Here is a 24,157-nt window from a genome sequence, read left to right as displayed (position 1 = left end):
AGCCATTCGTGTTGACAAGGTAATCGATTACGCAAATATTAGCTGTTGCCAATCCGGCAGTCGGATTTTTATCCGAAAATCGGAGCTCCAGGCGACGCAGGGTGGGGTCCCACGTCCCCGTATGATAAAGGAGAACCGCCGACGTTTCGGCGTCGGAGGGACTGGCATTTTAATTCACGACTGTTGTTCTGGGAGGAATAGATGAGAGTCGGTTTGTACGAAAAACTCGTCCGCGCGGGTGCCACCCGGCGTGCCATACTCAAAGGCGCGGCCTCGATGGCCGCGATCGCCGCCGCATCGGGCGCTGGGCTCGGCGCTTTCACCCGCCCGGCTGAAGCCGCCAGCGAGCTACGCTCCAAAATTCTGCAGATCCCCGGCGTCGGCAAGGGTCAGCCGACGGATGCCGATTTCCAGAAGGTCGGCGAACTCTGCCTGGAAGCCACCAAGGCCAACGTCAAGGAAGGCGAATTCGCCGGCGTCGAGCTCACCTTCATGGGCCTCAACAACCAGAACCTGCACAATGTGCTGTTCCGCGGCTTCCTGAAGCCGTGGGAGGCCTATACCGGCGCCAAGATCAGCTGGATCGACCTGGCGCAGGCCGACTACAATGCCCGCCTGCAGCAGTCGATCGCCACCGGCACCGTCGACTTCGACATCATCGAGATGGGCGCGCCCTTCGAAGGCGATGTCTGCGGCAAGGGCCTGACGTCCGAGATGCCCGACTGGGTCAAAGAGCAGATCGACATGAAGGATGTCGTGGCCTATCTGCAGCCGCCGGTCGGCACCTGGGACGGCAAGCAGTACCGGATCACCGTCGATGGCGATGCGCACAACTTCAATTACCGCACCGACGTTTTTGCCGATGCCGACCTCGCCAAGGCGTGGAAGGACGGCGGCGCGACCACCGAATGGGGTGTGCCGAAGACCTGGCAGGAAGTCCAGGCCGTCACAAAATTCCTCAAGGGCAAGAAGTTCAAGGACCAGGACGTCTTCGGCTATCTCGATGCGCCCAAGGCCTGGGGCGGTTTCGGCTTCTACTTCCTCGGCAGCCGCGCCACCGCCTATGCCAAGCATCCCGACGACAAGGCCTGGCTGTTCGATGCCGACACGATGAAGCCGCGCATCAACAATCCGGCCTGGGTGCGCGCCATCCAGGACGTCATCGACGCGCTGCCGTCGGAGCCCGCCGACCAGATCAACGCCGACCCGAACACGACAGCCTTCCAGCAGTTCCTGGCCGGCACCGGTTCGATGGTCACCTGGTGGGGCGACGTCGGCTCCAACGTCAAGACCAACGATAGCTCGGTCATCGGCGACGTCACCGGCTTCTCGATCCTGCCGGGGTCCGACGACGTCTACAATGCCAAGACCGGCGCTTGGGACAAACTCGCCAGCGGCCCGAACTATGCGCCGAACTGCGCCTATCTCGGCTGGGGCGTCTACGTCATGGCCCGCGTCGATACTGACGAAAAGAAGAAAAAAGCGGCATGGTCGGCCGCCGCTCATCTCGGCGGCAAGGACCTGTCAATCTGGACGGCGATGTATCCGTCCGGCTTCCAGCCCTACCGCAACTCGCATTTCGACATTCCCGAATGGGTGGCGGCAGGCTACGACGAGGCGTTCATCACCTCGTATCTGAAGTCGGAAGCCGACAGCTACAACCATCCGAACGCGGCGATCGAGCCGCGCATCCCCGGCATCTTCCAGTATTATTCGGCTGCCGAGGACATTCTGGCCAACACATTCGCCGGCAAGATGAAGGCGCAGGAAGGCGCCGACGCCATTGCCGCGGCCTGGGAGAAGCTGACCGACCAGATCGGCCGCGAAAACCAGATCAAGCTCTACAAGGCCTCGCTCGGCGTGTAGGCTGATCCTATCGTGACAACAGGTCCGGCGGTGCAAGCCGCCGGACCTGACCGGCTCGGGCCGGTCGCAGGCTTGATTTTTAAACGGACGGGGACGCGTGGCAGACCAGACCACCAATGCATGGCCGGCCAACGCCGGCCCAGCCGATCTGATCTCGCCGGCCCGCAAGCGGGCGGGTTTTGCCCTGATGGCGGCCGCCACGCTTGGCCTGCTGGCGGTGATCGCGTTTGAGATCCTCTACAAGAACGAGATCACCACGCTCGGCTTCGAGACCTGGCGTCCGATCGTCTACGCCTATGTTCTGTGGGGCGTGGCGCTCGGCATCGGCCAGGTGCTGACGCGCGGCGAGGACGGCCAGCGCGCGCTGTTCCTGCTGCCGGCGCTGCTGTTCACCATCGCCATGGTGATCTTCCCGACGCTGTTCGGCTTCTATATCGCGCTGACCGACTGGAACCTGTCGTCCTTTTCCGGCCGCAAGTTCAACGGGCTCGACAATTTCTGGCAGATGCTGGCCGATCCCTACTACCGCAACGCGCTGTTCAACATGGTGCTTTATGTGCTCGCCGTGCTGGTCGAATATGTCATCGCCTTCGGCCTGGCGCTGCTGCTCAACGCGCAGATCCGGGCACGCAAATTCTTCCGAGTCGTCTTCCTGATGCCGCTGATGCTGTCGCCGGTCGCGGTGTCGTGGATGATCGGCAAATCGCTGATGGAGTACCGTTTCGGGCCGGCGGCGACGCTGGCGCGCCATCTCGGCTGGGAAAACCCCGCCTTCTTCTCCAACCCGATCACCGCCCGCATCTCGATCATGGTGCTCGACGCCTGGACCTTCATCCCGTTCATGATGATAATGCTGCTGGCCGGCCTGCAGGCGATGTCGCGCGACGTGCTGGAAGCGGCGCGCGTCGATGGCGCCACGCCCTGGCAGACTTTCTGGCAGGTCACCTTCCCGCTGATGCTGCCGGTGTCGGTCACGGCGGTGATCCTGCGCATCATCTTCAAGTTGAAGCTCGCCGACATCATCATTACCGTCACCTCCGGCGGGCCTGGCGGCGCCACGGATTCGGTGTCGAGCTTCATCTACCGCGAATACCGCGACCGCTCGAATGTCGGCTACGGCACCATGCTGGCGATGGCCTATCTCGTCATCATCGTCGTGTTCGTGACCTGGCTGTTGAAATTCGCCAATCGCTTCGTGCGCAACGTGAACTGACGAGGCACAATGAGCGTCCAGACCACCGACTATGCTGCCTCGGAAATCCGCTCACCGCTGGGTTTTCTGGCCAATCGCATCTTCATCTATGGCGCGCTGGCGTTCTGGGCCTTCATCTGCCTGTTCCCGATCTACTGGACGATCACCACCTCGTTCAAGACCGCGGTCGACGTCACGCAAGGACACCTCATCCCGTTCGTCGACTTCCAGCCTGACTGGAAGGGCTGGCGCTCGCTCGGCCTGTCGCCGGATTCGATCTTCCAGACCTCGACGGTGCGCGAGGAGTTTTTCAAGCGCTTCATGAATTCGGTCATCACCTCGGTCGGCGCATCGAGCCTCGCCATCGTCATCGGCAGCCTCGCCGCCTATGGGCTGACCCGGTACCGCTATCAGTTCGCCTGGTTCAAGAACGAGGACATCTCCTTTTTCTTCCTGTCGCAGCTGATCCTGCCGCCGGTGGTGCTCGCCCTGCCCTTCCTGGTGCTTTACCGGGAAGTCGGCCTGCTCGACACACGCATCGGCCTGATCCTGCTCTACACGCTGATGGTGCTGCCGATCGTCATCTGGATCATGCGCGACCAGTTCAACTCGATCCCGGTCGAGCTCGAGGAGGCAGCGCTGGTCGACGGCCTGTCGATCTGGGGCGCCTTTTTCCGCATCGTCATGCCGATTGCGCTGCCGGGCATGGTCGCCGCCTTCATCCTGGCGATGGTGCTGTGCTGGAACGAGTACTTTTTTGCGGCACTCCTGACGTCGACCGACGCCAAGACCATTCCGGTGATGGTGGCGAGCCAGACCGGCTCGCAAGGCATCAACTGGTGGTCGATGGCGGCGCTTGCCACCGCCGCGATCGCACCGCTGGCGGTCATCGGGATTGCGCTTGAACGCTATCTGATCATGGGCATGACGGCGGGGGCGGTGAAGTAGGCGAGAGGCGGCGTGCCCCTCTACTGTTGACCTCGGCGGGACAGCACCCCCCTCTGGCCTGCCGGCCATCTCCCCCGCAAGGAGGGAGATCGGCAGCTTTGGCTGCATCGCTTTTCTTGCGACGTAGGTGATTGGCGAAAGCGGAAATGACATCTGATCTCCCCCCTTGCGGGGGAGATGTCCGGCAGGACAGAGGGGGGTGTGAAGGATCGCTACAGAGCGACTTTGTCTGCTAGCGCCCCAATATCGCCCTCAGGTGATCCATGATCATCGCCACACCCTTTCGCCCCAGCTCCGCCGAGGCCTCCGGCGCACTGGCCGTATACCACGCGGTATTCTCGCCAAAACGCCCGGCATCGACCGCTTCCGGACACAGTGCCAGCATCAATGATGTCTCGCCAACACCGGCGTGATCGAACGGATACTTCCCGTTCATGGCAGCCGACATTAGCGGGTGCACCTGCACCCAGTTGAAGAAATTCTCGCCGGCGGCGTGCCCGGAATAATAATCGGCCATCTCGTCTGAGCCCCACCAGCCCTCGCCGCGCTGCTTCTCGAGGAAGCGGAAGATCGCCTGGCGGCCGGCGGCCTTGAAGGCGAGATCGGTCGGCATGCCGGCGGCAAAGTTCTCGGTCTGGTGGTGGATGATGGCGTTGATGTTACGAAAGCCGATGCGCAGCAGGCTGTAGAACAATTCTTCGGCGAACGGCGCCAGCTGGTTGCCGCCGACCTGCACCGAGCCGTTGCCTTCGGGTGCTGCCACCACATAGCTCGCCGCACCGTAGTAGAAAGCCGGCAGGATGACGACGTCGGCCTCCTTCTCGTAGAGCTCCAGCGTCTTGACGACGGCCAGCGTGTCCATGCCGACGGCCATGTGCTCGCCGTGATATTCGAGCACGCCGAGCGGGAGAGCGACCGGCCAGTTCTCGGCGATCGCCTTGCGGATCTGGTGCGGCAGCATCAGTTCGTAGCGCATGATCTATTCCATGTTGGTGTGGCGGGCGCGCATGGCCTCGGACGACTGGCCGGTCAGCGCCTTGAGCTTCAGCACCATGACCTCGAACAGCAGGAACAGCGCCCCTTCGAAGACCGAGCCCATCGGCAGCAGCGATGTCTTTTGCGGCCCTTGGTCACGCGCCATGGTCTGCGCCGGGATCAGCAAGGTGAAGTCGGCAAGCGCGACCGCACTGCTGCCTGCCTCGGCGGTGAGCAAAAGCACGGTGGCGCCGGCCTGGCGGGCGACTTGCATCAAGGTGAGCACCGTCGTCGTCTCGCCCGGGCCGGAACTGACCAGGAAGACATCGGCTGCGCCAAGCGGTGGCGTGTTCATGTCGCCGACCACCGACACCTCAAGCCCAAGGTGATAGAGGCGCATGGCGAAACCCTTGAGCTGCAACGCTTCGCGGCCGCAGCCATAGACGCCGATCTTTTGCGCGCGGGCCAGGGTTTCGCAGGCGATGTCGATGCCGGCTTCGTCGACGCGCGCCAGTACGGCGCCCAGCTCTTGCAGGGCGGTCGAAAACATATCCGAGCCGGCATTCGCCATGAGAGTCCCATCTGTCGGGCCGGGTTTGTGGCCGGTGATTTCCGGTTGCGCGCTTTCGGAAAAGGCTTGTTTTTGTTCATGCTATCATCGGGAAAATGCCTGTCCAACGGCCATGGCGGCTTTTGCTGAGCCAGCGGCGTGATAGTGTCATGTCAGACAATCAATCCAGGAAATCAGCACGACATGAAGACACGGCATTTCGACCGCATCGGCAATGGCGGCCTCGACTTCACCGAGCTTGGCTTCGGCAGCGCGCCGCTCGGCAACCTTTACCGCGCCGTCCCCGACGCGGATGCCAACGCGACGCTGGAGGCGGCGTGGGCGACCGGCTGCCGTTACTACGACACCGCGCCGCTCTATGGCCTGGGCCTTGCCGAAACACGGCTCAATGCCTTCCTGCGCGGCAGGAAGCGCGACGATTATGTGCTGTCGAGCAAGGTCGGTCGCCTGTTGCGCGCCTGCCCGCCGGAGGAACGAACCGGCATCGGCAAGTTCTTCGACACACCGACGCGCAAGGAGGTCTACGACTACAGCTACGACGGCGTCATGCGCTCGTTCGAGGCGTCGCTGGAACGGCTTGGCGTCGACCGCATCGACATCCTTTTCGTCCATGACCTCGACATCTTCACCCATGGCAGCAAGGAGGCGTCAGACCAGCGCATCGAGGAATTCATGGCCTCGGGCTACAACGGACTGGTTGCGCTGCGCGACCAGGGCGTGATCAAGGCCTTCGGCGGCGGCATCAACGAATGGGAGGTTTGCCAGACGCTGGCGGAGCGTGGCGACTTCGACCTGTTCCTGCTGGCCGGGCGCTACACGCTGCTGGAACAGGAAGCGCTTGCCACCTTCCTGCCGCTCTGTGAGCAACGCGGCATCGGCATCGTTCTCGGCGGTCCTTACAATTCCGGCATCCTGGCGACCGGGCCGAAGCCAGGCGCCTATTACAATTACTCCGAGGCGCCAAGGGACATCATGGATCGCGTCGGGCGCATCGAGGCCGTCTGCCAGCGCCATGGCGTCAGGCTGATCGAGGCGGCGCTGCAGTTTCCGCTGCTGCACCCTTCCGTGGTGTCGGTCATCCCCGGCGGCCAGCGGCCGAGTGAAGTCGAAAGCAACCGCGCCCTGCTCGATGCCAAGCTGCCTGCGGCGCTGTGGGCGGACCTCAAGCAGGAAGGCCTGATGCGCGCGGATGCGCCGGTGGGCTGAAGGCTCGCCTCAGCGGGCTGACGGCCTGCCGCGATCGAGGCAAAAGAAAAGCCGGGCGAACCCGGCTTTTCAACATTCTCTGAAAAATTTTTAGTTGACCGCGTCCTTGAGGCCTTTGCCGGCCGAGAACTTCGGCACGGTACGCGCCGGAATCTTCACTTCCGCGCCAGTCTGCGGGTTGCGGCCAGTCGATGCCGCACGCTTGGAGACGGTGAAATTTCCGAAGCCGACGAGCCGTACATCGCCGCCCTTCTTCAGTTCGCCAGTGATGACGGAGAACACCGCCTCAACCGCCGACTGTGCGTCACCCTTCGAAATGCTCGCGGATTCAGCGACAGCGGAAACCAGTTCGTTCTTGTTCATAAAAATTCCCTTCCATGAGAAAACCGGAACTTTCGACTCATCCGGCAGGAGAGGGACTTTAGAAAGAAGCGCTCGCAAACCCAAGTCAAAAAGCCGGAAAAAAGTTGAAAAAAGCCCGGAAATGGTGGGTTTTTCACATGAAAAAGCCGGGCTCAAGGCCCGGCTCTCTCTTTGTGCACTGCAACTTTAGTAGTTTCTAATGTGCAAGCGACTTTCCAGCATCGTCAACGGTATCGGTGGAAGCCGGCGGATTGACTGGCTCGACCCACTCGATTGGCTCCGGCATGCGCACCAGCGCGTGCCTCAGAACCTCGCCGACACGTGAGACCGGAATGATCTCCATACCGTTCTTCACATTGTCCGGTATCTCCGCCAGATCCTTGGCGTTGTCTTCCGGGATCAGCACCTTCTTGATGCCGCCGCGCAGTGCGGCGAGCAGTTTCTCCTTGAGGCCGCCGATCGGCAAGATGCGGCCGCGAAGCGTTATCTCGCCAGTCATCGCCACATCGGCCCGGACCGGAATACCAGTCATGACAGATACGATGGCCGTCGCCATGGCAGCACCTGCAGACGGACCGTCCTTCGGCGTGGCGCCTTCGGGCAAGTGGACGTGGATGTCACGCTTGTCGAACAGCGGCGGCTCGATGCCGAAATCGATGGCCCGCGAGCGGACATAAGAGGCCGCCGCCGAGATCGATTCCTTCATCACGTCGCGCAGATTGCCGGTCACCGTCATGCGGCCCTTGCCGGGCATCATGACGCCTTCGACCGTCAGCAGCTCGCCGCCGACTTCCGTCCAGGCAAGACCGGTGACGACACCGACCTGATCGTCAGCCTCGACCTGGCCGAAGCGGAAGCGCGGAACACCGAGGTAATCGGCGAGGTTCGCCGCCGTGATGCTCACCGTCTTCTTCTTCGTCTTCAGGATCTCGGTCACCGCCTTGCGCCCGAGCTTCATCAGCTCGCGCTCCAGGCTTCTGACGCCCGCTTCACGGGTGTAGGTCTGGATGATGCCGCGGATCGCGTCCTCGCCGACGGAGAATTCCTTCGGCTGCAGGGCATGATCGCGGATCACCTTGGGCATCAGGTGACGCTTGGCGATCTCGATCTTCTCGTCCTCGGTGTAGCCGGCGATACGGATGATCTCCATGCGGTCCATCAGGGGCGCAGGGATGTTCAGTGTGTTCGCCGTCGTCACGAACATCACGCTCGATAGGTCGTATTCGACCTCGAGGTAATGGTCCATGAACGTCGAGTTCTGCTCGGGATCGAGCACCTCGAGCAAAGCCGATGACGGATCGCCACGGAAGTCCTGGCCCATCTTGTCGATCTCGTCGAGCAGGAAGAGCGGGTTGGACTTCTTGGCCTTCTTCATCGACTGGATGACCTTGCCGGGCATCGAGCCGATATAGGTGCGGCGGTGGCCACGGATCTCGGCCTCGTCACGCACGCCGCCAAGCGCCATGCGGATGAACTCGCGGCCGGTCGCCTTGGCGATCGACTTGCCGAGCGAGGTCTTGCCGACGCCGGGAGGGCCGACGAGGCACAGGATCGGCCCCTTCAGCTTCTTCTGGCGGCTTTGCACGGCGAGATACTCGACGATGCGGTCCTTGACCTTGTCGAGGCCGAAATGATCGGTGTCGAGCACGTTCTGCGCAAACGCCAGGTCCTGCTTGACCTTGGAGTTCTTGCCCCACGGGATCGACAGGATCCAGTCGAGGTAGTTGCGCACGACGGTCGATTCCGCCGACATCGGCGACATCGTCCGCAGCTTCTTCAACTCGGCTTCCGCCTTTTCGCGGGCCTCCTTGGAGAGCTTGGTCTTCTTGATGCGCGCCTCGATCTCGGCGGCCTCGTCGCGGCCGTCCTCGCCTTCGCCGAGCTCCTTCTGGATCGCCTTCATCTGCTCGTTGAGGTAATATTCGCGCTGCGTCTTCTCCATCTGGCGCTTGACGCGCGAGCGGATGCGCTTCTCCACCTGCAGGACGGAGATTTCGGCTTCCATGAAGCCCATCGCCTTTTCCAGCCGTTCCTTGACGGACAGCGTGGCCAGCATCTCCTGCTTCTCGGGGATCTTGATGGCGAGGTGCGAAGCAACCGTATCGGCGAGCTTGGAATAGTCGTCGATCTGGCTGGCGGCGCCCACCACTTCAGGCGAGATCTTCTTGTTCAGCTTGACGTAGTTTTCGAAGTCGGTGACGACCGAACGGGCGAGCGCCTCGACCTCGACCTCTTCCTCCTCCGGCTCGACCAGCGCCGTGGCGGTAGCTTCGTGGAAGTCCGGACGGTCGGTGAACGAGACGATCTTGGCACGCGACGCGCCTTCGACCAGCACCTTGACGGTGCCGTCGGGCAGCTTCAGCAATTGCAGCACATTGGCGAGCGTGCCGATGTCGAAGATCGCATCGGGCTCGGGATCGTCATCGGCGGCATTCATCTGGGTGGCAAGCAGGATCTGCTTTTCCTGACCCATAACCTCTTCCAGCGCCTTGATCGACTTTTCACGCCCGACAAAGAGCGGAACGATCATGTGCGGGAACACCACGATGTCGCGCAGTGGGAGGACTGCGAAGACGCCGTCGCTGGGAGCCTTGGATATTTTGGCCATTGTCCAACCTTTCATGTCGCGGCCGCTAATCGAGCCAACCGCGAATCTCATATTAACGACCGAGGATCGTTCCGCCTACCACCGTTTGTGACGGGAGTTTTACAGCACAGAATTCGGCACCACGGCCTTCCGATGTTAGTTGGATGCACGAGGGGCAAAGATCAAGGGTCGACACGTTCGTTCATCCACTCCGTCACAAGGATCGGTACCTCACCACAGCAAAACGGCGCCCCGCGGGCGCCGTTCCATAAAAAGGTTAGGCCAGATGCCAGATCAGGCGCTGACGTTGCCCTTCTTTTCCTTCTGCTCGGAATAGATGTAGAGCGGCCGGGCGCTGCCGGTCACCACTTCTTCCGAAATCACCACTTCGCGCACGCCTTCCAGGGCGGGCAGTTCGAACATGGTGTCGAGCAGGATCGCTTCCATGATCGAGCGGAGGCCACGGGCGCCGGTCTTGCGCTCGATGGCGCGCTTGGCGATCGCCGACAGCGCATTCTCATGGAAGGTCAGGTCGACACTCTCCATCTCGAACAGCCGCTGATACTGCTTGACCAGCGCGTTTTTCGGCTCGGTCAGGATCTGCATCAGCGCCGGCTCGTCGAGGTCTTCCAGCGTCGCCAGGACCGGCAGACGGCCGACAAACTCGGGGATGAGGCCGAACTTCAAGAGATCCTCGGGCTCGACCAGGCGGAACACGTCACCGGTGCGGCGATCCTCGGGCGAAGCGACGATGGCGCCGAAGCCGATGGAAGTCTTCCTGCCGCGATCCGAGATGATCTTGTCCAGCCCGGCGAAGGCGCCGCCGCAGATGAACAGGATGTTGGCGGTGTCGACCTGCAGGAACTCCTGCTGCGGATGCTTGCGGCCGCCCTGCGGCGGCACGGAGGCAACGGTGCCTTCCATGATCTTCAGAAGCGCCTGCTGCACACCCTCGCCCGACACGTCGCGGGTGATCGATGGGTTGTCGGACTTGCGCGAAATCTTGTCGATTTCATCGATGTAGACGATGCCGCGCTGGGCGCGCTCGACATTGTAGTCGGCCGACTGCAGCAGCTTCAGGATGATGTTTTCGACGTCCTCGCCGACGTAACCGGCTTCGGTCAGCGTCGTCGCGTCGGCCATGGTGAAGGGCACGTCGATGATGCGGGCCAGCGTCTGGGCAAGCAGCGTCTTGCCGCAGCCGGTCGGGCCGATCAGCAGGATGTTGGACTTCGCCAATTCGACGTCGTTGTTCTTGCCGGCATGCGCCAGGCGCTTGTAGTGGTTGTGGACAGCCACCGACAGCACGCGCTTGGCGTAGGGCTGGCCGATGACATAGTCGTCGAGAACCTTCAGGATCTCCTGCGGGGTCGGCACGCCCTCGCGCGACTTCACCATCGAGGTCTTGTTCTCCTCGCGGATGATGTCCATGCACAGCTCTACGCACTCGTCGCAGATGAACACCGTTGGGCCGGCGATCAGCTTGCGCACCTCGTGCTGGCTTTTGCCGCAAAACGAGCAATAAAGCGTGTTCTTCGAATCACCGCTGTTGTTGCCGACTTTGCTCATTTTCCTGTCCTTTCATGGCCGCCCGCCGATGGTCTGGCTGAAAGGGCGCATATTCTATCTATCGCGGGAATTCGCCGCCGCCAGTGTCCCGGCTCCCGCAACGCATTCCGTACGAAACACAAATCAGAAAACGTCGCAATGATTCGCGCCAACCCTGCACAAAGCTAAGCCGTCGAAAATCAACATAGCCTTAACGTAGGCAATCCCATCCACCGAGGGAACAGCCAATTGTGGCCGAAATGCCGCAAATCCCAGCAAAAGCGCGTTATCCAGCCACGCAACTGCCATGCAGCGCTTATGCCGCAGCGCCTTCGACCGGCTCGCGCGACGAAATGACCTTGTCGATGAGGCCGAAATCCTTGGCTTCGTCGGCTGTCATGAAATGGTCGCGGTCAAGCGTCTTTTCAATGTCTTCGTAGCTCTTACCGGTGTGTTTGACGTAGACCTCGTTGAGGCGGCGCTTCAGCTTGATGATGTCCTGCGCGTGCCGCTCGATGTCGGAGGCCTGGCCCTGGAAACCGCCGGAAGGCTGGTGAACCATGATACGGGCGTTCGGCGTGGCAAAACGCATGTCCTTGTGGCCGGCGGTCAGAAGCAGCGAGCCCATCGACGCCGCCTGGCCGATGCACAGCGTCGACACCGCCGGCTTGATGAACTGCATGGTGTCGTAGATCGCCATGCCCGAGGTCACCACGCCGCCCGGCGAGTTGATGTAGAGATTGATCTCTTTCTTCGGGTTCTCGGCCTCGAGGAACAAAAGCTGTGCACAAACCAGCGTCGCCATACCGTCTTCGACCGGGCCGGTGATGAAAATGATGCGCTCTTTCAGCAGGCGCGAGAAAATGTCGTAGGCCCGCTCGCCGCGATTGGTCTGCTCGACCACCATCGGAACGAGGTTCATGTAGGTTTCGACGGGGTTCTTCATGGACTACCCTTTTTGGAGATGGGGATTCCGGCGCCGGAACATCGGGCAGAATCGGTTCTTGACGGTTAGAATGTAAATAGGATGCCGGCTCACCCTAGCGCAAGGCCGCCTCCTCCTAGCCATCTGGTTAAGTCGAATCAAGGTTTCCGCGCAAGGGAAAGTCCGAACGCGGCCAGCGGCGTTTTTGCGGTGTAGCAATTCCTTAACCGCGTCGCTTAACGAAATGCGGCGAAACCGCTTTCCCCCGGAGAACCTTCCCCTACAATTCAACATTGAACCTCACGTTTCGGGTTCAAACAGGGGAGTGCCATGATCAGGAAAACTGCTTGCCTCGCCATCTCCGGCCTTGCCGGTCTCGGCATGGTGTCCGATGCGGTTGCCGGCGGCCGGGCCGCCGAATGCTATGAGCCGGTGCACAGGCCGGCGCTCTATGACACCGTCTATGAAGACGTCATGGTCAGTCCCGGCGGGCAGTTGGTCGACTATGATCCGCCGATCTATGGCACCATGGAGCGCGTCGAGCAGATCGCGCCGCCCCGAGTCACCTATGACATCGTACCGGCGAGAACCCGCACCGTTTACCGCACGGTCCAGGTCGACGATGGCGGCTATGCCTGGGAATGGCGCGTCATCCACGGCCGCAAGGTGCTGTGCAAGGTGTGGCGCAAGGCCCGCTACGCGCGTGTGGCCGAAACGGTGGTGGTTGAACCGGAGCGCACCCGCCGGCTTGTGCTGCCGGCCGAATATGAGAGCGTCGCCCATGAAGTGCTGGTGCGGCCCGAGCGGCGGCACGTCACCCAGATAGCGCCGTCATACCAGAGGATGGCGCGCCGGGTGGTGGTGCAGGAAGGCTCGACCAGCTGGCGCCGCGTGCATATTGCCAGGCATTGCGAGGATTAGACTTCGGTACTTCGCCGAGGTCCGCCTCGGTTGGCTCAATCCATAGGGCCGTCGGGTGCCAACATCCGGTCTGGCACCAAGCCGGCAAGCCGCGGTAATGGTCTGGCATGACCACATCCATGCCGCCCTACCTCGCCTTTGATCCAGCCACGCGCCGCCTGCGGCTCGATCCGCACGAACCGGCGTTTTTCCAGAACCCCTACGACGCCTATGCCGTCCTGCATGGCGCATCGAATGCCTTCTTCTGGGAGGAATTCGGCTTTTGGTGCTTTGGCGGCTTCGACGACGTCAACCGGCTGTTGCGCGACCGCCGCTTCGGTCGCCAGAACCCGGCCGGCATTCCCGACAGCCGCGGCATCGGCGAGGATCGCTCGCATTTGGCCGCTTTCGACGGCATCGAGAGCAATTCGATGCTGGAGCTGGAGCCGCCGGTGCACACCAGGCTCAGAACCCTGGTCAACCGCGCCTTCGTCTCGCGCCAGGTCGAGCGGCTGCGGCCGCGCGTGGAGGCGCTGGCCAATGAGCTGATCGACCGTTTCGAACCGCGCCAGGTCGATCTATTGCCCAGCTTCGCCGCACCTTTGCCGATCACCATCATTGCCGAAATGCTCGGTGTGCCGGTCGAAATGGGGCCGCAACTGCTCGACTGGTCGCACCGGATGGTGGCCATGTACATGCATGGCCGGACGCGCGAGACCGAGGAAGCGGCCAATCGCGCCGCGCACGATTTTTCCGACTTTTTGCGCGGCTATGTCACCGAGCGGCGGAAGAAGCCTGGCGACGACCTGCTATCGCTGCTGATCGCGGCACAAGAGGATGGCCAGAAGCTGTCGGAAGACGAGTTGGTCTCGTCTGCCATCCTGTTGCTCAATGCAGGCCACGAGGCGACCGTCCATCAAACCGGCAACGCCGTGCGCACGTTGCTGGCGCAAGGCGGCGACCCCGGCCGTTTCTTCACCTCGCCGGAAGCAACCGCTGCAACGGTCGAGGAGTGCCTGCGCTTCGACGCGCCGCTGCACATGTTCACCCGCTACGCCTATCAGGAGGTCGAGGTGACATCGGGGGTTGTCGTACAACCGGGCGAGACGGTCGGCCTGCTGCTCGGCATGGCCAATCATGATCCGCTTGCCTTTGCCGAACCTGGCGCCTTCCGGCCCGGCCGACTAGACCAGAAGAATGTCTCGTTCGGCGCCGGTATCCATTTCTGCATCGGTGCGCCGCTGGCGCGGCTGGAGTTGCAGGTGTCGCTGAAAACCCTGTTCGAGCGGCAGCCGCAACTCCATCTTGCGGAGCAGCCGCGCTTCCGCGACACCTATCATTTCCATGGGCTGGAAAAGCTCACTGTGAGCTTGTGAGGACGGCGGAGCCGACGCATGCCCGAGAAAATGAGATTCGCCTTTCTACAGGAACCACCCTTCTGCTTTATCGACGGATCGGGACGTCTGGGCGGCAGCGATGCCCAACTGGCCAAGAGGGTCTGCCTGACGCTCGGGCTGGAACTTTTGCCCATCGAGACCGAGTTTGCCGAGCTGCTGCCTGGGCTTGCCGAAGGGGTGGGACATGACCACCGGCCTGTTCATTTCCGAAGACCGCCGGAAGCTGGTCGACTTCACAAGGCCGATCTGGATGCTGGCGGATGGATTGCTGGTCGCGAAAGACAATCCCCGCGCCTTTGATGGCTATCGGTCCGTCGCCAATGATCGGACGGCGCTGATCGGCGTCATATCGGGCCAGATCCAGCACCGGACGGCCCTGCAAAACGCTATTCAGCCCGAACGGCTAAGGATATTTGCCACCCAGGCCGAAGCAGCTAACGCCGTCGCGGCCGGCGTGGTGCATGCCTATGCGAGTGTAGCGCTCGCGCATCGCGGCTATCTGAGCCGGCGACCCGACGCGCCTCTCGACGTCGTCGACGTCCCGGCAGTCGAAAAACAGCCAGCGCCCGGCGCTTTCGCTCTCGCCAAAGGCAGTGCCACCCTGCTCCAGCGCGTCGACTTATGCCTCAGTGATTTGCTTGGCAGTCCCTGGCACAGGGAGATGATGAGCGGATACGGCTTTTCCGACACTGACATCGATCGGCTTTTGTGAAGTCCAAGCGCGCCGCGAGATCAGAGCTTGACCACATACTCCTTGCGGGTCGTTTCAAGCACTTCCCAGCTGCCCCTGAAGCCTGGCCTGAGCACGAAGCTGTCGCCGGCCCGGACCGTGCGCGCCTCGCCGCCATCCTCGGCAACCACCGAGACGCCGGACAGGATGTGGCAGAACTCCCATTCGTCATATTCGATGCGCCATTTGCCCGGCGTCGCTTCCCAGATGCCGGCATAGAGGCGGCCATCGCGCTCCTCGACATTCCAGGTGCGGAACTTCGGATCGCCCGCAATCAGACGATCCGGCGCCGGGGCGCCATGTTCGGCGTCGACGCTGTCGGTCGATATTGCCAAGTAATGCGCGGACAGGGTTTGCCTCCAACAGATTAGTGAGTAGTGAGTAGTGCAGTGAGTAGTGCAGTGAGTAGTGACTAGTGAGTAGTGAGCGGAAAGCGCTCCCTCGAGCGGGTGGCTGATCACTAATCACTGCTAACTAGTGAATACCGACTACTACTCACTACTCACTACTCACTACTCACTACTCACTACTCACTACTCACTACTCACTACTCACTACTCACTACTCACTACTCACTAATCACTACTCACTACTCACTCAAAAAATCAAACCTTGGTCAAAGCCTGTTCCAGATCGGCGACGATGTCGTTGACATCCTCGATGCCGACGGAAAGCCGGACCGTGTCCGGTCCGGCACCCGCCTTGACCTTCTGCTCGTCGGAAAGCTGGCGATGCGTGGTCGAGGCCGGATGGATGACCAGCGACTTGGTATCGCCGACATTGGCGAGGTGCGAGAACAGTTCGAGCGCCTCGACGAACTTGATGCCTGCGTCGTAGCCGCCCTTCAGGCCGAAGGTGAAGACAGCACCGGCGCCTTGCGGCGAGTATTTCTTCTGCAGCGCGTTGTTCTTGTCGCTGGGCAGGCCGGGATAGTTGACCCAGGCGACCTTGGGGTGGTTGGACAGCCAGCCGGCTACGGTGATCGCATTGTCGCAATGGCGCTGCATCCTGAGTGGCAAGGTCTCCAGCCCGGTCAGGATCAGGAAGGCATTGAACGGCGAAATCGCCGGGCCGATGTCACGCAGGCCAAGCACGCGCGCGGCGATGGCGAAAGCGAAATTGCCGAAGGTTTCGTGCAGGACAAGGCCGCCATATTCGGGGCGCGGCTCCGACAGCATCGGATATTTGCCGGATTTCGACCAGTCGAACGTGCCGCCATCGACGATGGCGCCGCCGATCGAATTGCCGTGGCCGCCGATGAACTTGGTCAGCGAATGGACGACGATGTCGGCGCCATGCTCGATCGGCCGCACCAGATAGGGCGAGGCCAGCGTGTTGTCGACGATGAGCGGCAAGCCGTGCTTGCGGGCGATGTCGCCGATTTTCTCTATGTCGACGAAGGTGCCGCCGGGATTGGCCAGGCTCTCGATGAAGATCGCCTTGGTCTTGTCGTCTATCTGGCTTTCGAAGGTGGAGACGTCGTTGGTGTCGGCCCAACGCACCTCCCAGCCGAAATTCTTGAAGGCATGGCCGAACTGATTGATCGAACCACCGTAAAGCCTTGTGGCGGCGACGAAATTATCGCCAGGCCGCATGAGATTGTGGAACACGATCACCTGTGCGGCATGGCCGGAAGCAACGGCAAGTGCAGCCGTGCCGCCTTCGAGCGCCGCGATCCGCTCTTCCAGCACCGCCTGGGTCGGGTTCATGATGCGGGTGTAGATGTTGCCGAAGGCCTTCAGCCCGAACAGCGAGGCGGCATGGTCGGCATCGTCGAACACAAAGGAGGTCGTCTGGTAGATCGGCGTGGCGCGTGCGCCCGTCGCCGGGTCGGGCTTGGCGCCGGCATGGACGGCGAGCGTGTTGAAACCGGGCGTGCGGGTCATCGAAAACCTCCCTGAGCGGTAAACGTGTGAATGATGAAATGGTCAATGGTGAGCGATGAATGGTGGTCGCAAAGTCGGCCAGTCCCACCTTGATTGCAAGCCGCTCATATGCGGCTTTACCCGGCTTCCAGGAAAATCCTTCTATTCACCATTCACCATTCACTGCCTTACTTCTGGCGCACACCGAAACTCTGGAATCCCGACCGCATCAGCGGCTTCTTCGACGAAAGCACACCGGAGTTGACGCCGGTCCAGCCGATCTCGCCCGACAGCTTGCCATATTCGATCTTCGGGCAGCGGTTCATCACCACCTTGATACCGGCCGCCTCGGCACGCGCGGCCGCCTCGTCATCGCGCACGCCAAGCTGCATCCAGACGACTTTCGGCAAGGGGTCGAGCTTCAGCACCTCATCGACAATGCCGGGCACCGCTGCGGAGGCGCGAAAGATGTCGACCATGTCGACCGGTTCAGGCAGATCGGCAAGGCTGGCATAGGTCATGCGGCCGAGGATTTCCTTGCCGGCCTGCCCCGGATTGATCGGAAACACCGAAAAGCCCTTGGCCAGCAGGTATTTCAGCACGAAAAAGCTCGGCCTGACATCGTTGGCCGACGCGCCGACCATGGCGATGGTCTTCACAGAATTGAGGATGCCGCCGATGTAGGCATTGTCGTAGCTATCGTGATTCACTCGTCGGTCTCCCTCAGTGCTTCCTCCATAAAGGACTGCGGGTCCGTGCAGAAGTCGCGCATCATGCGAAAATGATCGGTATCGGTGAAATCTGTGGGGTCGAGGCCGAAGCGGCTGATGCGGAACAGCCGCGCGCCCGGACAGGCCATCAGCAGCGGCGAGTGCGTCGCCATGATCACTTGAGCCGTGCCGGACCGGTCCATGCGCCGCAGCATCTTCAGCAGCTCGATCTGCCGCGATGGCGACAGCGCGCTTTCGGGCTCGTCGAGGATGTAGATACCTTGCCGGCGGCAGCGCTCCTCGAAGAAGCGGATGAACCCTTCACCATGCGACCAGGACAGGAAATCCGGCGGCGCCCCGCCAGATTCCAGCGCCGCCTGATCGAGATAGCGGGCAACCGAGTAAAAAGATTCGGCGCGGAAGAACCAACCCGCTGTGACCTTCGGCAGCCAGTGGCCGCGCAACGTGTCGGCAAGCGCTGCACCACTCTCGTCGATGGCGCCGGAGTGGTCGACGGGCATGTAGCCCTTGCCGCCGCCGGCTTCGTCGTAACCGGCCAGCGCGCCGATCGCTTCCAGCAGCGTCGATTTGCCGGTGCCGTTTTCGCCGACAATGATGGTGATCGGCGTGGTGAATTCGAGCTCGAATTCGCGGCCGCGGAACAGAGGCAGGTTCCAGGGATACTTGTCCCAATCTTCCACGCGCTCGGGGTCAATCAGGATGCGTTTGAGATAAGGCGCCTTAAGCCGGGTCAGTTGCTTGCGATAGCCCATGCGGACGCTCAGTCCGGCAGCGAGATGGTGCCGTCATCCGCGATCGGGAAGGCCGGATTGTGTGCGACTTCCCAGACATGGCCGTCGGCATCGGCGAAATATCCATACCAGCCGCCCCAGAAGGCGCGGCCTGCCGGCTTGACGATCCTGCCGCCGGCCTTCTCGGCGGCCGCCAGCACGTCGTCGACTTCGGCATCGGAGCGGGTGTTGTAGGCGAGGTAGACCGCCGACGGTGCTGCGGCGAAGGCAATGCCTGAATCCTCCTCGGCGCTTGGCCTCGGGAACAGGCCGAGAATGGCGCCGCCCATCTGGAAGAAGGCGACGCCATCGGTGATGCCGGCGTGGCGCTTCAGGCCCATGCCCTCGTAAAAGCGCACGGCGCGCTCGAGATCGTCGGTGGCGATGGTGATGATGGAGATGCGCGGTTCCATGGATCGAAAAGCCTATTCGTCCGTCCATTCCGGTTTGCGCTTGCCTATAAAGGCGCCGATGCCTTCCTCGGCGTCGCGGGCCAGCATGTTCTCGACCATGACGCGGCCGGTATAGGCATACGCGTCCGCCAACCCCATCTCGGCCTGCGCGTAAAAGGCTTCCTTGCCGGTCTTGACCACCAGAGATGATTTGGAGGCAATGGTTTGCGCGTATTTGGTGACGATCTGATTCAGGTATTCGCGCGGCACGACGCGGTTGACCAGGCCGAATTCCTTGGCGGTTGCGGCATCGATGGTCTCGCCGGTGAGCAGCATTTCCATGGCGTGCTTGTGAGACACGTTGCGTGACAGCGCCACCATCGGCGTCGAACAAAACAGGCCGATATTGACGCCCGGCGTGCAGAAGGTCGCTTCATGCGAGGCAATGGCGAGGTCGCAACTGCCAACCAGTTGCAGCCCCGCAGCAGTGGCGAGGCCATCGACTTCGGCGATGATCGGGAGCGGATGGCGCACGATCTGCTGCATCAACGCCGCGCAAGCCGAAAATGTCTGCTCGAAAAACCCCTTGCCCTTGTCGGCGTCGGCGCGGCGCGCGGTCATTTCCTTGAGATCGTGGCCGGCGCAAAAGACTTTCCCGGCGGCCGCCAAGACGATGACGCGGACCGATTTGTTGGCCTTGGCATGGTCGAGCTCGGCGCTCAATGCCGCCATGACGGAAAGCGACAAGGCATTGGCGGGCGGATTGGCGAGCGTCAGGCGCAGCACGCCCTTGTCCAGCCCGGCGATGACCGGCCCGTCTATGGCAACAGGTTTGATCGAAAGGATTTCGGCCATGACAAGGGTCTCCGCGATTCCGCCGGGCGCCGCCAGACTATCTAATATCGGATCGAGTTTCATCAACACCCATCGCTTGCGCCAGAGGTGTTGCCAGAAGCGCATCATTGCGTTCATACAGGCCCGGCATAGAACGAGAGACCGACATGCCCGCCCAGGATAATCTCAAGCCGGTGCTGACGGCGGCTGAAGTCAATGCGCTGATGGCCAGCGTCTACCCGCAGCTCAACGACGAGTTCACGTCGTATGAGGCGCTCGATGTGTTTCCGGGCGGCTGCACGGTGCGGCTCAATGCCGACGAGCGGCATTTGCGGCCCGGCGGCACGGTGTCCGGGCCCTCGCTGTTCACGCTGGCCGACATTGGCGGCTATGTCTGCGTGCTCAGCCATGCCGGGCCGGATGCGCTTTCGGTTACCGTCAACCTCAACATCAATTTCGTCCGCAAGGCCGAAGCCGGGCCGATCGACGGCCATTGCCGCATCCTGAAGCTGGGCAAGAGCCTGATGGTGTTCGATATCGACATCGTCGCCGGACCGAAGGGACACACGGTAGCGCATGCGACCGGCACCTATTCGATCCCGCCGAAGCGCGCCGCCGATGTGGTAAAATAATACCTTTTGATCAAACCTTTGTTTTTATTACACTTTACGAGCAGACGTGCTTTTCCCGCGCCTTGACGTGCACCACCCCCTCGCCTATAAGCCGTCACGAAGCAGCGGCCCGCAAAGGCCGCCGTTTTGTTATTGGCGGCGGGCAAGTGCCTTGTCGCCAATCCAAGCAACAAGAAACGCCTTCTTCGGAAGGTCAAAATCGAAAGCAGAAAATCCATGGCAACCTTTTCGCAGAAGCCTGCGGATGTGGTGAAGAAGTGGGTGCTGATCGACGCCGAGGGTCTCGTCGTCGGCCGTCTCGCCACTGTCATCGCCAATCATCTTCGCGGCAAGCACAAGCCCACCTTCACCCCGCATGTCGACGACGGCGATAACGTCATTGTCATCAATGCCGACAAGGTGGTGTTCACCGGCAAGAAGTTCACCGACAAGGTCTATTACTGGCACACCGGTCACCCCGGCGGCATCAAGGAGCGCACCGCGCGCCAGCTGCTCGAGGGCCGTTTCCCCGAGCGTGTCGTCGAGAAGGCCGTCGAACGCATGATCCCGCGCGGGCCGCTCGGCCGTCGTCAGATGAAGAACCTCCGCGTCTATGCAGGCACGGAACATCCGCATGTCGCCCAGCAGCCCGTCACCCTCGACGTCGGCGCGCTGAACGCCAAGAACAAGAAGGTTGCATAAGATGGCTGAGCTTTCCTCGCTCGCAGAATTGGGCGCCGCCACCGGCAACACCAACACCCAGCCGGCAGCACCCGTCCATGTCCAGAAGCTCGACAAGTCGGGCCGCGCCTATGCCACCGGCAAGCGCAAGAACGCCATTGCGCGCGTCTGGGTGAAGCCGGGTTCCGGCAAGATCGTCGTCAACGACAAGGAATTCGCGACCTATTTCGCGCGTCCGGTCCTGCAGATGATCCTCAACCAGCCGATCATCGCTTCCAACCGCGCCGGCCAGTACGACATCGTCGCCACCGTCATCGGCGGCGGCCTGTCCGGCCAAGCCGGTGCCGTTCGTCACGGCATCTCCAAGGCGCTGACCTACTACGAGCCGGCACTGCGCGCCGTGCTCAAGAAGGGCGGCTTCCTGACCCGCGACAGCCGCGTCGTCGAGCGCAAGAAGTACGGCAAGGCGAAGGCCCGTCGTTCCTTCCAGTTCTCGAAGCGCTAAGCGCTGCGACGTTCCAGACCTCGAAAGGCCGCCTCCGGGCGGCTTTTTTGTTTGGGTCACGGCAGTCACCCCGCCCGCGCCTTCGGCGCGACCTCCCCATCGAGGGGAGGTAGGGGTCACGGCAGTTTTGCCGCCCTGAACAATCCACGGGGGCTCGGCTGACACCAAAACCCGACCATAAGAGCGCGACGCCCTACCTCTCCTCGATGGGGAGGTCGGCGCGAAGCGCCGGGTGGGGTGATGGCGCCGGCCTCGGTTCAAGTCTCAGAACTTGCCGGCCTTAATATAATCGATAAACGCCCGTAGCGGCGCCGGAACCAGACGCCGTCCGGGATAGTACAGAAATGGCCCGGGAAAGCTCTGCCACCACGGTTCGAGCACGGGCTCCAGGGCGCCGCTTTCGAAGTGGGGGCGAAGCCAGCCCTCGAAGAGAGCGACGATGCCGCTGCCGGCAATGGCCGCATGGACGGCAAGATCGCTCGCCCCGCCGATCCGCACGATCAACGGCCCCGTCGTGTCGACCCGCACCACCTCGCCGTCGCGCTCGAATTCCCACGGCAGCATCGCACCGCTGGCAAAACGACCGCGCAGACAAGCATGGCCAAGCAGGTCGCTCGGGTGCTGCGGCCGCCCATGGCGCTCGAGATAGGCGGGGCTGGCGCCAGTGGCGAAGCGCTGGACGCGCGGTCCGATCGGCACCGCGATCATGTCCTGCTCCAGTCGCTCGTCATAGCGGATGCCGGCGTCGCAGCCGGCCGCCAACACGTCGACGAAGTTCTCATCGGCGATGACCTCCAGCCGAATGCCGGGATAGGCGGCGAGGAAGCCCGGAACGATGTCGGGCAATATCAGCCGCGCGGCGCTGACCGGGACGTTGAGGCGCAGCGAACCGGCCGGCCTGTCGCGAAAGCCATTGACCACGTCGAGGGCCGCCTCCACCTCCGACAGCGCCGGGCCAAGCCTTCCCAAGAGGCTGAGGCCTGCGTCGGTTGGAACAACGCTGCGTGTGGTGCGGTTGAACAGCCTGACGCCAAGTTGCGTCTCCAGGCGGCGCACCGCTTCGCTCAGGCCCGACGCGCTGCCGCCGCCGGCGCGAGCCCCTTCGCGAAAACCGCCGGCACGCGCCACCGTCACGAAAGCGTTCAGATCGCCAAGGTCCATCATTGTTCGCCATTCCGCACAAGCTGTACGGATTGTACCTTATTATCCCGAGGTTGAGCAGCGTCTATCTTCGCCTCCTCAAAGGAGACCGACCATGTCCACCATCCAAAAATCCGGCACATTCACCCTCGGCAGCCACACCGTGGAACGGCTCGGCTACGGCGCCATGCAACTTGCCGGCCCGCACGTTTTCGGTCCGCCGAAGGATCATGACGCGGCCATTGCAGTGCTGCGCGAAGCGGTGGCCTCCGGGGTCAACCACATCGACACCAGCGACTACTATGGCCCGCATGTAACCAACCAGCTGATCCGCGAAGCGCTGGCGCCCTATCCGCAAGACCTCGTCATCGTCACCAAGATCGGGGCGCGGCGCGGCAGCAACGGCTCCTGGCTGCCTGCCTATTCCGCCAAGGAACTAGAGCAGGCCGTGCACGACAATCTCAGGAATCTCGGCCTGGAGGTGCTGGATGTCGTCAATCTGCGCATCATGTTCGGGGTGATGGGTCCGGCCGAGGGCTCGATCGAGGCGCAGTTGACCGCGCTTGCCGAACTGCAGCGCAAGGGCCTGGTGCGCCATATCGGCCTGAGCAACGTCACCCCAGCGCAGGTCGAGGAAGGCCGTGGGATCGCCGAGATCGTCTGCGTGCAGAACCAGTACAATCTGGCGCATCGCGACGACGACGGGTTGATCGATGAACTGGCGCGCGCCGGCATCGCCTACACGCCGTTCTTCCCGCTCGGCGGCTTCAGCCCGCTGCAGTCGTCGACCTTGTCGGATGTGGCCACGCGGCTCGGCGCCACACCCTTGCAGGTTGCGCTCGCCTGGCTGCTGCGCCGCTCGCCGAACATCCTGCTGATCCCGGGGACGTCGTCGGTCGGGCATTTGAGAGAGAACCTGGCGGCGGCGGAACTGGAGCTGTCGGCTGATGTGCTGAGGGAATTGAATGGGGTGGCGAAAGCGGCGTGAAGATTTTGCGGGCGGCGCTGTCACCCCACCCGCGCCTTCGGCGCGACCTCCCCATCGAGGGGAGGTAGGAGGTCGCGGCAGCCTTGCATGCCTCGCAATCGCTACGACTGTCGGAATCTAAAGCGCCAACGCCCTACCTCCCCTCGATGGGGAGGTCGGCGCGCAGCGCCGGGTGGGGTGATGGCGCCGACGTACGATTTCTAATTGATACTCGCCGTATTCGCGGCTCGGCCGGCTTCCCTCATCCACATAAGGCGCCCGAAACCCATCGTCCCCCAGCCAGCCAATCGCAGCCTTCGGTTCTTCGGTCTGGATGATGGTGGCGCCGCGTTCGGCCCAGAAACCGTGTCTCGGCCGGCATGCCGGCCCGCACCGCCAGTTCATCGCCGCGGCCGCCGGAGAGGAGTCGCCGGGCCTTGCGCCTTGGCGATA

The 24,157-nt window shown here is 62.2% G+C and carries 25 protein-coding genes and 1 pseudogene; 12 read left to right on the top strand and 14 right to left on the bottom strand.

Going from position 1 to position 24,157, the window contains the following annotated elements:
- Positions 1-201 precede the first annotated feature (201 nt).
- From X728_RS158420 to X728_RS158430, 3 genes are all read left to right on the top strand, one after another.
- Positions 202-1,866, top strand: a complete 1,665-nt coding sequence (locus X728_RS158420; protein WP_023831024.1) for a sugar ABC transporter substrate-binding protein — start codon at positions 202-204, stop codon at positions 1,864-1,866.
- 97 nt (positions 1,867-1,963) lie between these two features.
- On the top strand, positions 1,964-3,079 hold the full coding sequence (locus tag X728_RS158425; RefSeq protein ID WP_023689462.1) for a sugar ABC transporter permease: 1,116 nt from the start codon (positions 1,964-1,966) through the stop codon (positions 3,077-3,079).
- Between the two features lie 9 nt (positions 3,080-3,088).
- Complete coding sequence (locus tag X728_RS158430; RefSeq protein ID WP_023669427.1) at positions 3,089-4,006, top strand: carbohydrate ABC transporter permease; 918 nt, start codon at positions 3,089-3,091, stop codon at positions 4,004-4,006.
- A 232-nt stretch (positions 4,007-4,238) separates the two neighbouring features.
- On the opposite strand, the gene X728_RS158435 is transcribed toward X728_RS158430, so the two are convergent.
- Both X728_RS158435 and X728_RS158440 read right to left on the bottom strand, forming a co-directional pair.
- The gene (locus X728_RS158435; RefSeq protein ID WP_023821098.1) at positions 4,239-4,982 is read right to left on the bottom strand and encodes a creatininase family protein; all 744 of its coding nucleotides are present in this window, start codon (positions 4,980-4,982) and stop codon (positions 4,239-4,241) included.
- A gap of 3 nt (positions 4,983-4,985) precedes the next feature.
- Positions 4,986-5,552 (bottom strand): SIS domain-containing protein, encoded by a 567-nt coding sequence (locus X728_RS158440; protein WP_023821099.1) that lies wholly within the window; start codon positions 5,550-5,552, stop codon positions 4,986-4,988.
- 183 nt (positions 5,553-5,735) lie between these two features.
- Here X728_RS158440 and X728_RS158445 point away from each other — a divergent pair, with 183 nt between their 5' ends.
- Positions 5,736-6,758, top strand: coding sequence for an aldo/keto reductase (locus tag X728_RS158445; protein WP_023669424.1), 1,023 nt, complete (start codon positions 5,736-5,738; stop codon positions 6,756-6,758).
- Between the two features lie 90 nt (positions 6,759-6,848).
- Here X728_RS158445 and X728_RS158450 read toward each other — a convergent pair whose 3' ends face one another.
- The 4 genes from X728_RS158450 to clpP all read right to left on the bottom strand — a co-directional run bounded on the left by X728_RS158450 (position 6,849) and on the right by clpP (position 12,202).
- The gene (locus X728_RS158450) at positions 6,849-7,121 is read right to left on the bottom strand and encodes an HU family DNA-binding protein (RefSeq protein WP_023669423.1); all 273 of its coding nucleotides are present in this window, start codon (positions 7,119-7,121) and stop codon (positions 6,849-6,851) included.
- Between the two features lie 196 nt (positions 7,122-7,317).
- A complete protein-coding gene (gene lon, locus X728_RS158455) occupies positions 7,318-9,729 on the bottom strand; it encodes an endopeptidase La (protein ID WP_023682304.1) in 2,412 nt (803 codons plus the stop codon).
- A gap of 273 nt (positions 9,730-10,002) precedes the next feature.
- Positions 10,003-11,277: an ATP-dependent Clp protease ATP-binding subunit ClpX gene (gene clpX / locus X728_RS158460; protein ID WP_023831023.1), complete on the bottom strand. Its 1,275-nt coding sequence runs from the start codon at positions 11,275-11,277 to the stop codon at positions 10,003-10,005.
- 295 nt (positions 11,278-11,572) lie between these two features.
- Positions 11,573-12,202 carry an ATP-dependent Clp endopeptidase proteolytic subunit ClpP gene (gene clpP / locus X728_RS158465; protein ID WP_023682306.1) on the bottom strand — a complete coding sequence of 210 codons (630 nt, stop codon included), beginning with the start codon at positions 12,200-12,202 and terminating at the stop codon, positions 11,573-11,575.
- Positions 12,203-12,511: 309 nt separating this feature from the next.
- On the opposite strand from clpP, the gene X728_RS158470 reads away from it, so the two are divergent.
- The 4 genes from X728_RS158470 to X728_RS01000000166520 all read left to right on the top strand — a co-directional run bounded on the left by X728_RS158470 (position 12,512) and on the right by X728_RS01000000166520 (position 15,190).
- Positions 12,512-13,102 (top strand): hypothetical protein, encoded by a 591-nt coding sequence (locus X728_RS158470; RefSeq protein WP_023831022.1) that lies wholly within the window; start codon positions 12,512-12,514, stop codon positions 13,100-13,102.
- Positions 13,103-13,209: 107 nt separating this feature from the next.
- A complete protein-coding gene (locus X728_RS158475; RefSeq protein ID WP_023693297.1) occupies positions 13,210-14,457 on the top strand; it encodes a cytochrome P450 in 1,248 nt (415 codons plus the stop codon).
- 18 nt (positions 14,458-14,475) lie between these two features.
- Complete coding sequence (locus X728_RS1000000172065; RefSeq protein ID WP_348625504.1) at positions 14,476-14,778, top strand: transporter substrate-binding domain-containing protein; 303 nt, start codon at positions 14,476-14,478, stop codon at positions 14,776-14,778.
- Positions 14,663-15,190 (top strand): transporter substrate-binding domain-containing protein, encoded by a 528-nt coding sequence (locus X728_RS01000000166520; protein WP_280790547.1) that lies wholly within the window; start codon positions 14,663-14,665, stop codon positions 15,188-15,190. Before X728_RS1000000172065 ends, X728_RS01000000166520 begins: the two co-directional genes overlap by 116 nt.
- Before the next feature lie 20 nt (positions 15,191-15,210).
- Here X728_RS01000000166520 and X728_RS158480 read toward each other — a convergent pair whose 3' ends face one another.
- The 6 genes from X728_RS158480 to X728_RS158505 form a co-directional block, all read right to left on the bottom strand.
- On the bottom strand, positions 15,211-15,558 hold the full coding sequence (locus X728_RS158480) for a cupin domain-containing protein (RefSeq protein ID WP_023693296.1): 348 nt from the start codon (positions 15,556-15,558) through the stop codon (positions 15,211-15,213).
- A gap of 255 nt (positions 15,559-15,813) precedes the next feature.
- Positions 15,814-17,094, bottom strand: coding sequence for an O-acetylhomoserine aminocarboxypropyltransferase (locus tag X728_RS158485; RefSeq protein ID WP_023693295.1), 1,281 nt, complete (start codon positions 17,092-17,094; stop codon positions 15,814-15,816).
- Positions 17,095-17,261: 167 nt separating this feature from the next.
- Entirely contained in the window at positions 17,262-17,783 is a 522-nt protein-coding gene (locus X728_RS158490) for a CoA-binding protein (protein WP_023669414.1), read from the bottom strand.
- Positions 17,780-18,556, bottom strand: a complete 777-nt coding sequence (locus X728_RS158495; RefSeq protein WP_023693294.1) for an AAA family ATPase — start codon at positions 18,554-18,556, stop codon at positions 17,780-17,782. The genes X728_RS158490 and X728_RS158495 overlap by 4 nt, the downstream gene beginning before the upstream one ends.
- A gap of 8 nt (positions 18,557-18,564) precedes the next feature.
- Positions 18,565-18,987, bottom strand: a complete 423-nt coding sequence (locus tag X728_RS158500; RefSeq protein WP_023689472.1) for a VOC family protein — start codon at positions 18,985-18,987, stop codon at positions 18,565-18,567.
- A gap of 12 nt (positions 18,988-18,999) precedes the next feature.
- Positions 19,000-19,821 carry an enoyl-CoA hydratase gene (locus X728_RS158505; RefSeq protein ID WP_023743588.1) on the bottom strand — a complete coding sequence of 274 codons (822 nt, stop codon included), beginning with the start codon at positions 19,819-19,821 and terminating at the stop codon, positions 19,000-19,002.
- 146 nt (positions 19,822-19,967) lie between these two features.
- On the opposite strand from X728_RS158505, the gene X728_RS158510 reads away from it, so the two are divergent.
- The 3 genes from X728_RS158510 to rpsI all read left to right on the top strand — a co-directional run bounded on the left by X728_RS158510 (position 19,968) and on the right by rpsI (position 21,597).
- Positions 19,968-20,432 carry a PaaI family thioesterase gene (locus X728_RS158510; protein WP_023831021.1) on the top strand — a complete coding sequence of 155 codons (465 nt, stop codon included), beginning with the start codon at positions 19,968-19,970 and terminating at the stop codon, positions 20,430-20,432.
- Positions 20,433-20,648: 216 nt separating this feature from the next.
- Positions 20,649-21,113 (top strand): 50S ribosomal protein L13, encoded by a 465-nt coding sequence (gene rplM / locus X728_RS158515; protein WP_023669409.1) that lies wholly within the window; start codon positions 20,649-20,651, stop codon positions 21,111-21,113.
- Position 21,114: 1 nt separating this feature from the next.
- A complete protein-coding gene (gene rpsI, locus X728_RS158520; protein WP_023669408.1) occupies positions 21,115-21,597 on the top strand; it encodes a 30S ribosomal protein S9 in 483 nt (160 codons plus the stop codon).
- Between the two features lie 264 nt (positions 21,598-21,861).
- On the opposite strand, the gene X728_RS158525 is transcribed toward rpsI, so the two are convergent.
- The gene (locus X728_RS158525; RefSeq protein ID WP_023693291.1) at positions 21,862-22,761 is read right to left on the bottom strand and encodes a LysR family transcriptional regulator; all 900 of its coding nucleotides are present in this window, start codon (positions 22,759-22,761) and stop codon (positions 21,862-21,864) included.
- A gap of 91 nt (positions 22,762-22,852) precedes the next feature.
- Between X728_RS158525 and X728_RS158530 the strand changes: the two genes are divergently transcribed.
- On the top strand, positions 22,853-23,725 hold the full coding sequence (locus X728_RS158530; RefSeq protein WP_023823246.1) for an aldo/keto reductase family oxidoreductase: 873 nt from the start codon (positions 22,853-22,855) through the stop codon (positions 23,723-23,725).
- A 200-nt stretch (positions 23,726-23,925) separates the two neighbouring features.
- Here X728_RS158530 and X728_RS1000000171450 read toward each other — a convergent pair.
- A pseudogene (locus tag X728_RS1000000171450) lies at positions 23,926-24,128 on the bottom strand (glycerophosphodiester phosphodiesterase); the annotation flags it as partial.
- Positions 24,129-24,157: the final 29 nt, after the last annotated feature.

Source organism: Mesorhizobium sp. L103C119B0, assembly GCF_000502235.1.
GTDB lineage: Bacteria > Pseudomonadota > Alphaproteobacteria > Rhizobiales > Rhizobiaceae > Mesorhizobium.
This window is presented reverse-complemented; position numbering and strand designations above follow the sequence as displayed.

Bases quoted from the DNA above. Each gene is read 5' to 3' on its own strand.
- clpX (WP_023831023.1), bottom strand. From the start codon at position 11,277: ATGAGCAAAGTCGGCAACAACAGCGGTGATTCGAAGAACACGCTTTAT.
- X728_RS158470 (WP_023831022.1), top strand. From the start codon at position 12,512: ATGATCAGGAAAACTGCTTGCCTCGCCATCTCCGGCCTTGCCGGTCTC.
- rpsI (WP_023669408.1), top strand. From the start codon at position 21,115: ATGGCTGAGCTTTCCTCGCTCGCAGAATTGGGCGCCGCCACCGGCAAC.
- X728_RS01000000166520 (WP_280790547.1), top strand. From the start codon at position 14,663: ATGACCACCGGCCTGTTCATTTCCGAAGACCGCCGGAAGCTGGTCGAC.
- rplM (WP_023669409.1), top strand. From the start codon at position 20,649: ATGGCAACCTTTTCGCAGAAGCCTGCGGATGTGGTGAAGAAGTGGGTG.
- clpP (WP_023682306.1), bottom strand. From the start codon at position 12,202: ATGAAGAACCCCGTCGAAACCTACATGAACCTCGTTCCGATGGTGGTC.
- X728_RS158430 (WP_023669427.1), top strand. From the start codon at position 3,089: ATGAGCGTCCAGACCACCGACTATGCTGCCTCGGAAATCCGCTCACCG.
- X728_RS158420 (WP_023831024.1), top strand. From the start codon at position 202: ATGAGAGTCGGTTTGTACGAAAAACTCGTCCGCGCGGGTGCCACCCGG.
- X728_RS1000000172065 (WP_348625504.1), top strand. From the start codon at position 14,476: ATGCCCGAGAAAATGAGATTCGCCTTTCTACAGGAACCACCCTTCTGC.
- X728_RS158440 (WP_023821099.1), bottom strand. From the start codon at position 5,552: ATGGCGAATGCCGGCTCGGATATGTTTTCGACCGCCCTGCAAGAGCTG.
- X728_RS158495 (WP_023693294.1), bottom strand. From the start codon at position 18,556: ATGGGCTATCGCAAGCAACTGACCCGGCTTAAGGCGCCTTATCTCAAA.
- X728_RS158435 (WP_023821098.1), bottom strand. From the start codon at position 4,982: ATGCGCTACGAACTGATGCTGCCGCACCAGATCCGCAAGGCGATCGCC.
- X728_RS158505 (WP_023743588.1), bottom strand. From the start codon at position 19,821: ATGGCCGAAATCCTTTCGATCAAACCTGTTGCCATAGACGGGCCGGTC.
- X728_RS158485 (WP_023693295.1), bottom strand. From the start codon at position 17,094: ATGACCCGCACGCCCGGTTTCAACACGCTCGCCGTCCATGCCGGCGCC.
- X728_RS158500 (WP_023689472.1), bottom strand. From the start codon at position 18,987: ATGGAACCGCGCATCTCCATCATCACCATCGCCACCGACGATCTCGAG.
- X728_RS158475 (WP_023693297.1), top strand. From the start codon at position 13,210: ATGACCACATCCATGCCGCCCTACCTCGCCTTTGATCCAGCCACGCGC.
- X728_RS158450 (WP_023669423.1), bottom strand. From the start codon at position 7,121: ATGAACAAGAACGAACTGGTTTCCGCTGTCGCTGAATCCGCGAGCATT.
- X728_RS158510 (WP_023831021.1), top strand. From the start codon at position 19,968: ATGCCCGCCCAGGATAATCTCAAGCCGGTGCTGACGGCGGCTGAAGTC.
- X728_RS158445 (WP_023669424.1), top strand. From the start codon at position 5,736: ATGAAGACACGGCATTTCGACCGCATCGGCAATGGCGGCCTCGACTTC.
- X728_RS158525 (WP_023693291.1), bottom strand. From the start codon at position 22,761: ATGATGGACCTTGGCGATCTGAACGCTTTCGTGACGGTGGCGCGTGCC.
- X728_RS158530 (WP_023823246.1), top strand. From the start codon at position 22,853: ATGTCCACCATCCAAAAATCCGGCACATTCACCCTCGGCAGCCACACC.
- lon (WP_023682304.1), bottom strand. From the start codon at position 9,729: ATGGCCAAAATATCCAAGGCTCCCAGCGACGGCGTCTTCGCAGTCCTC.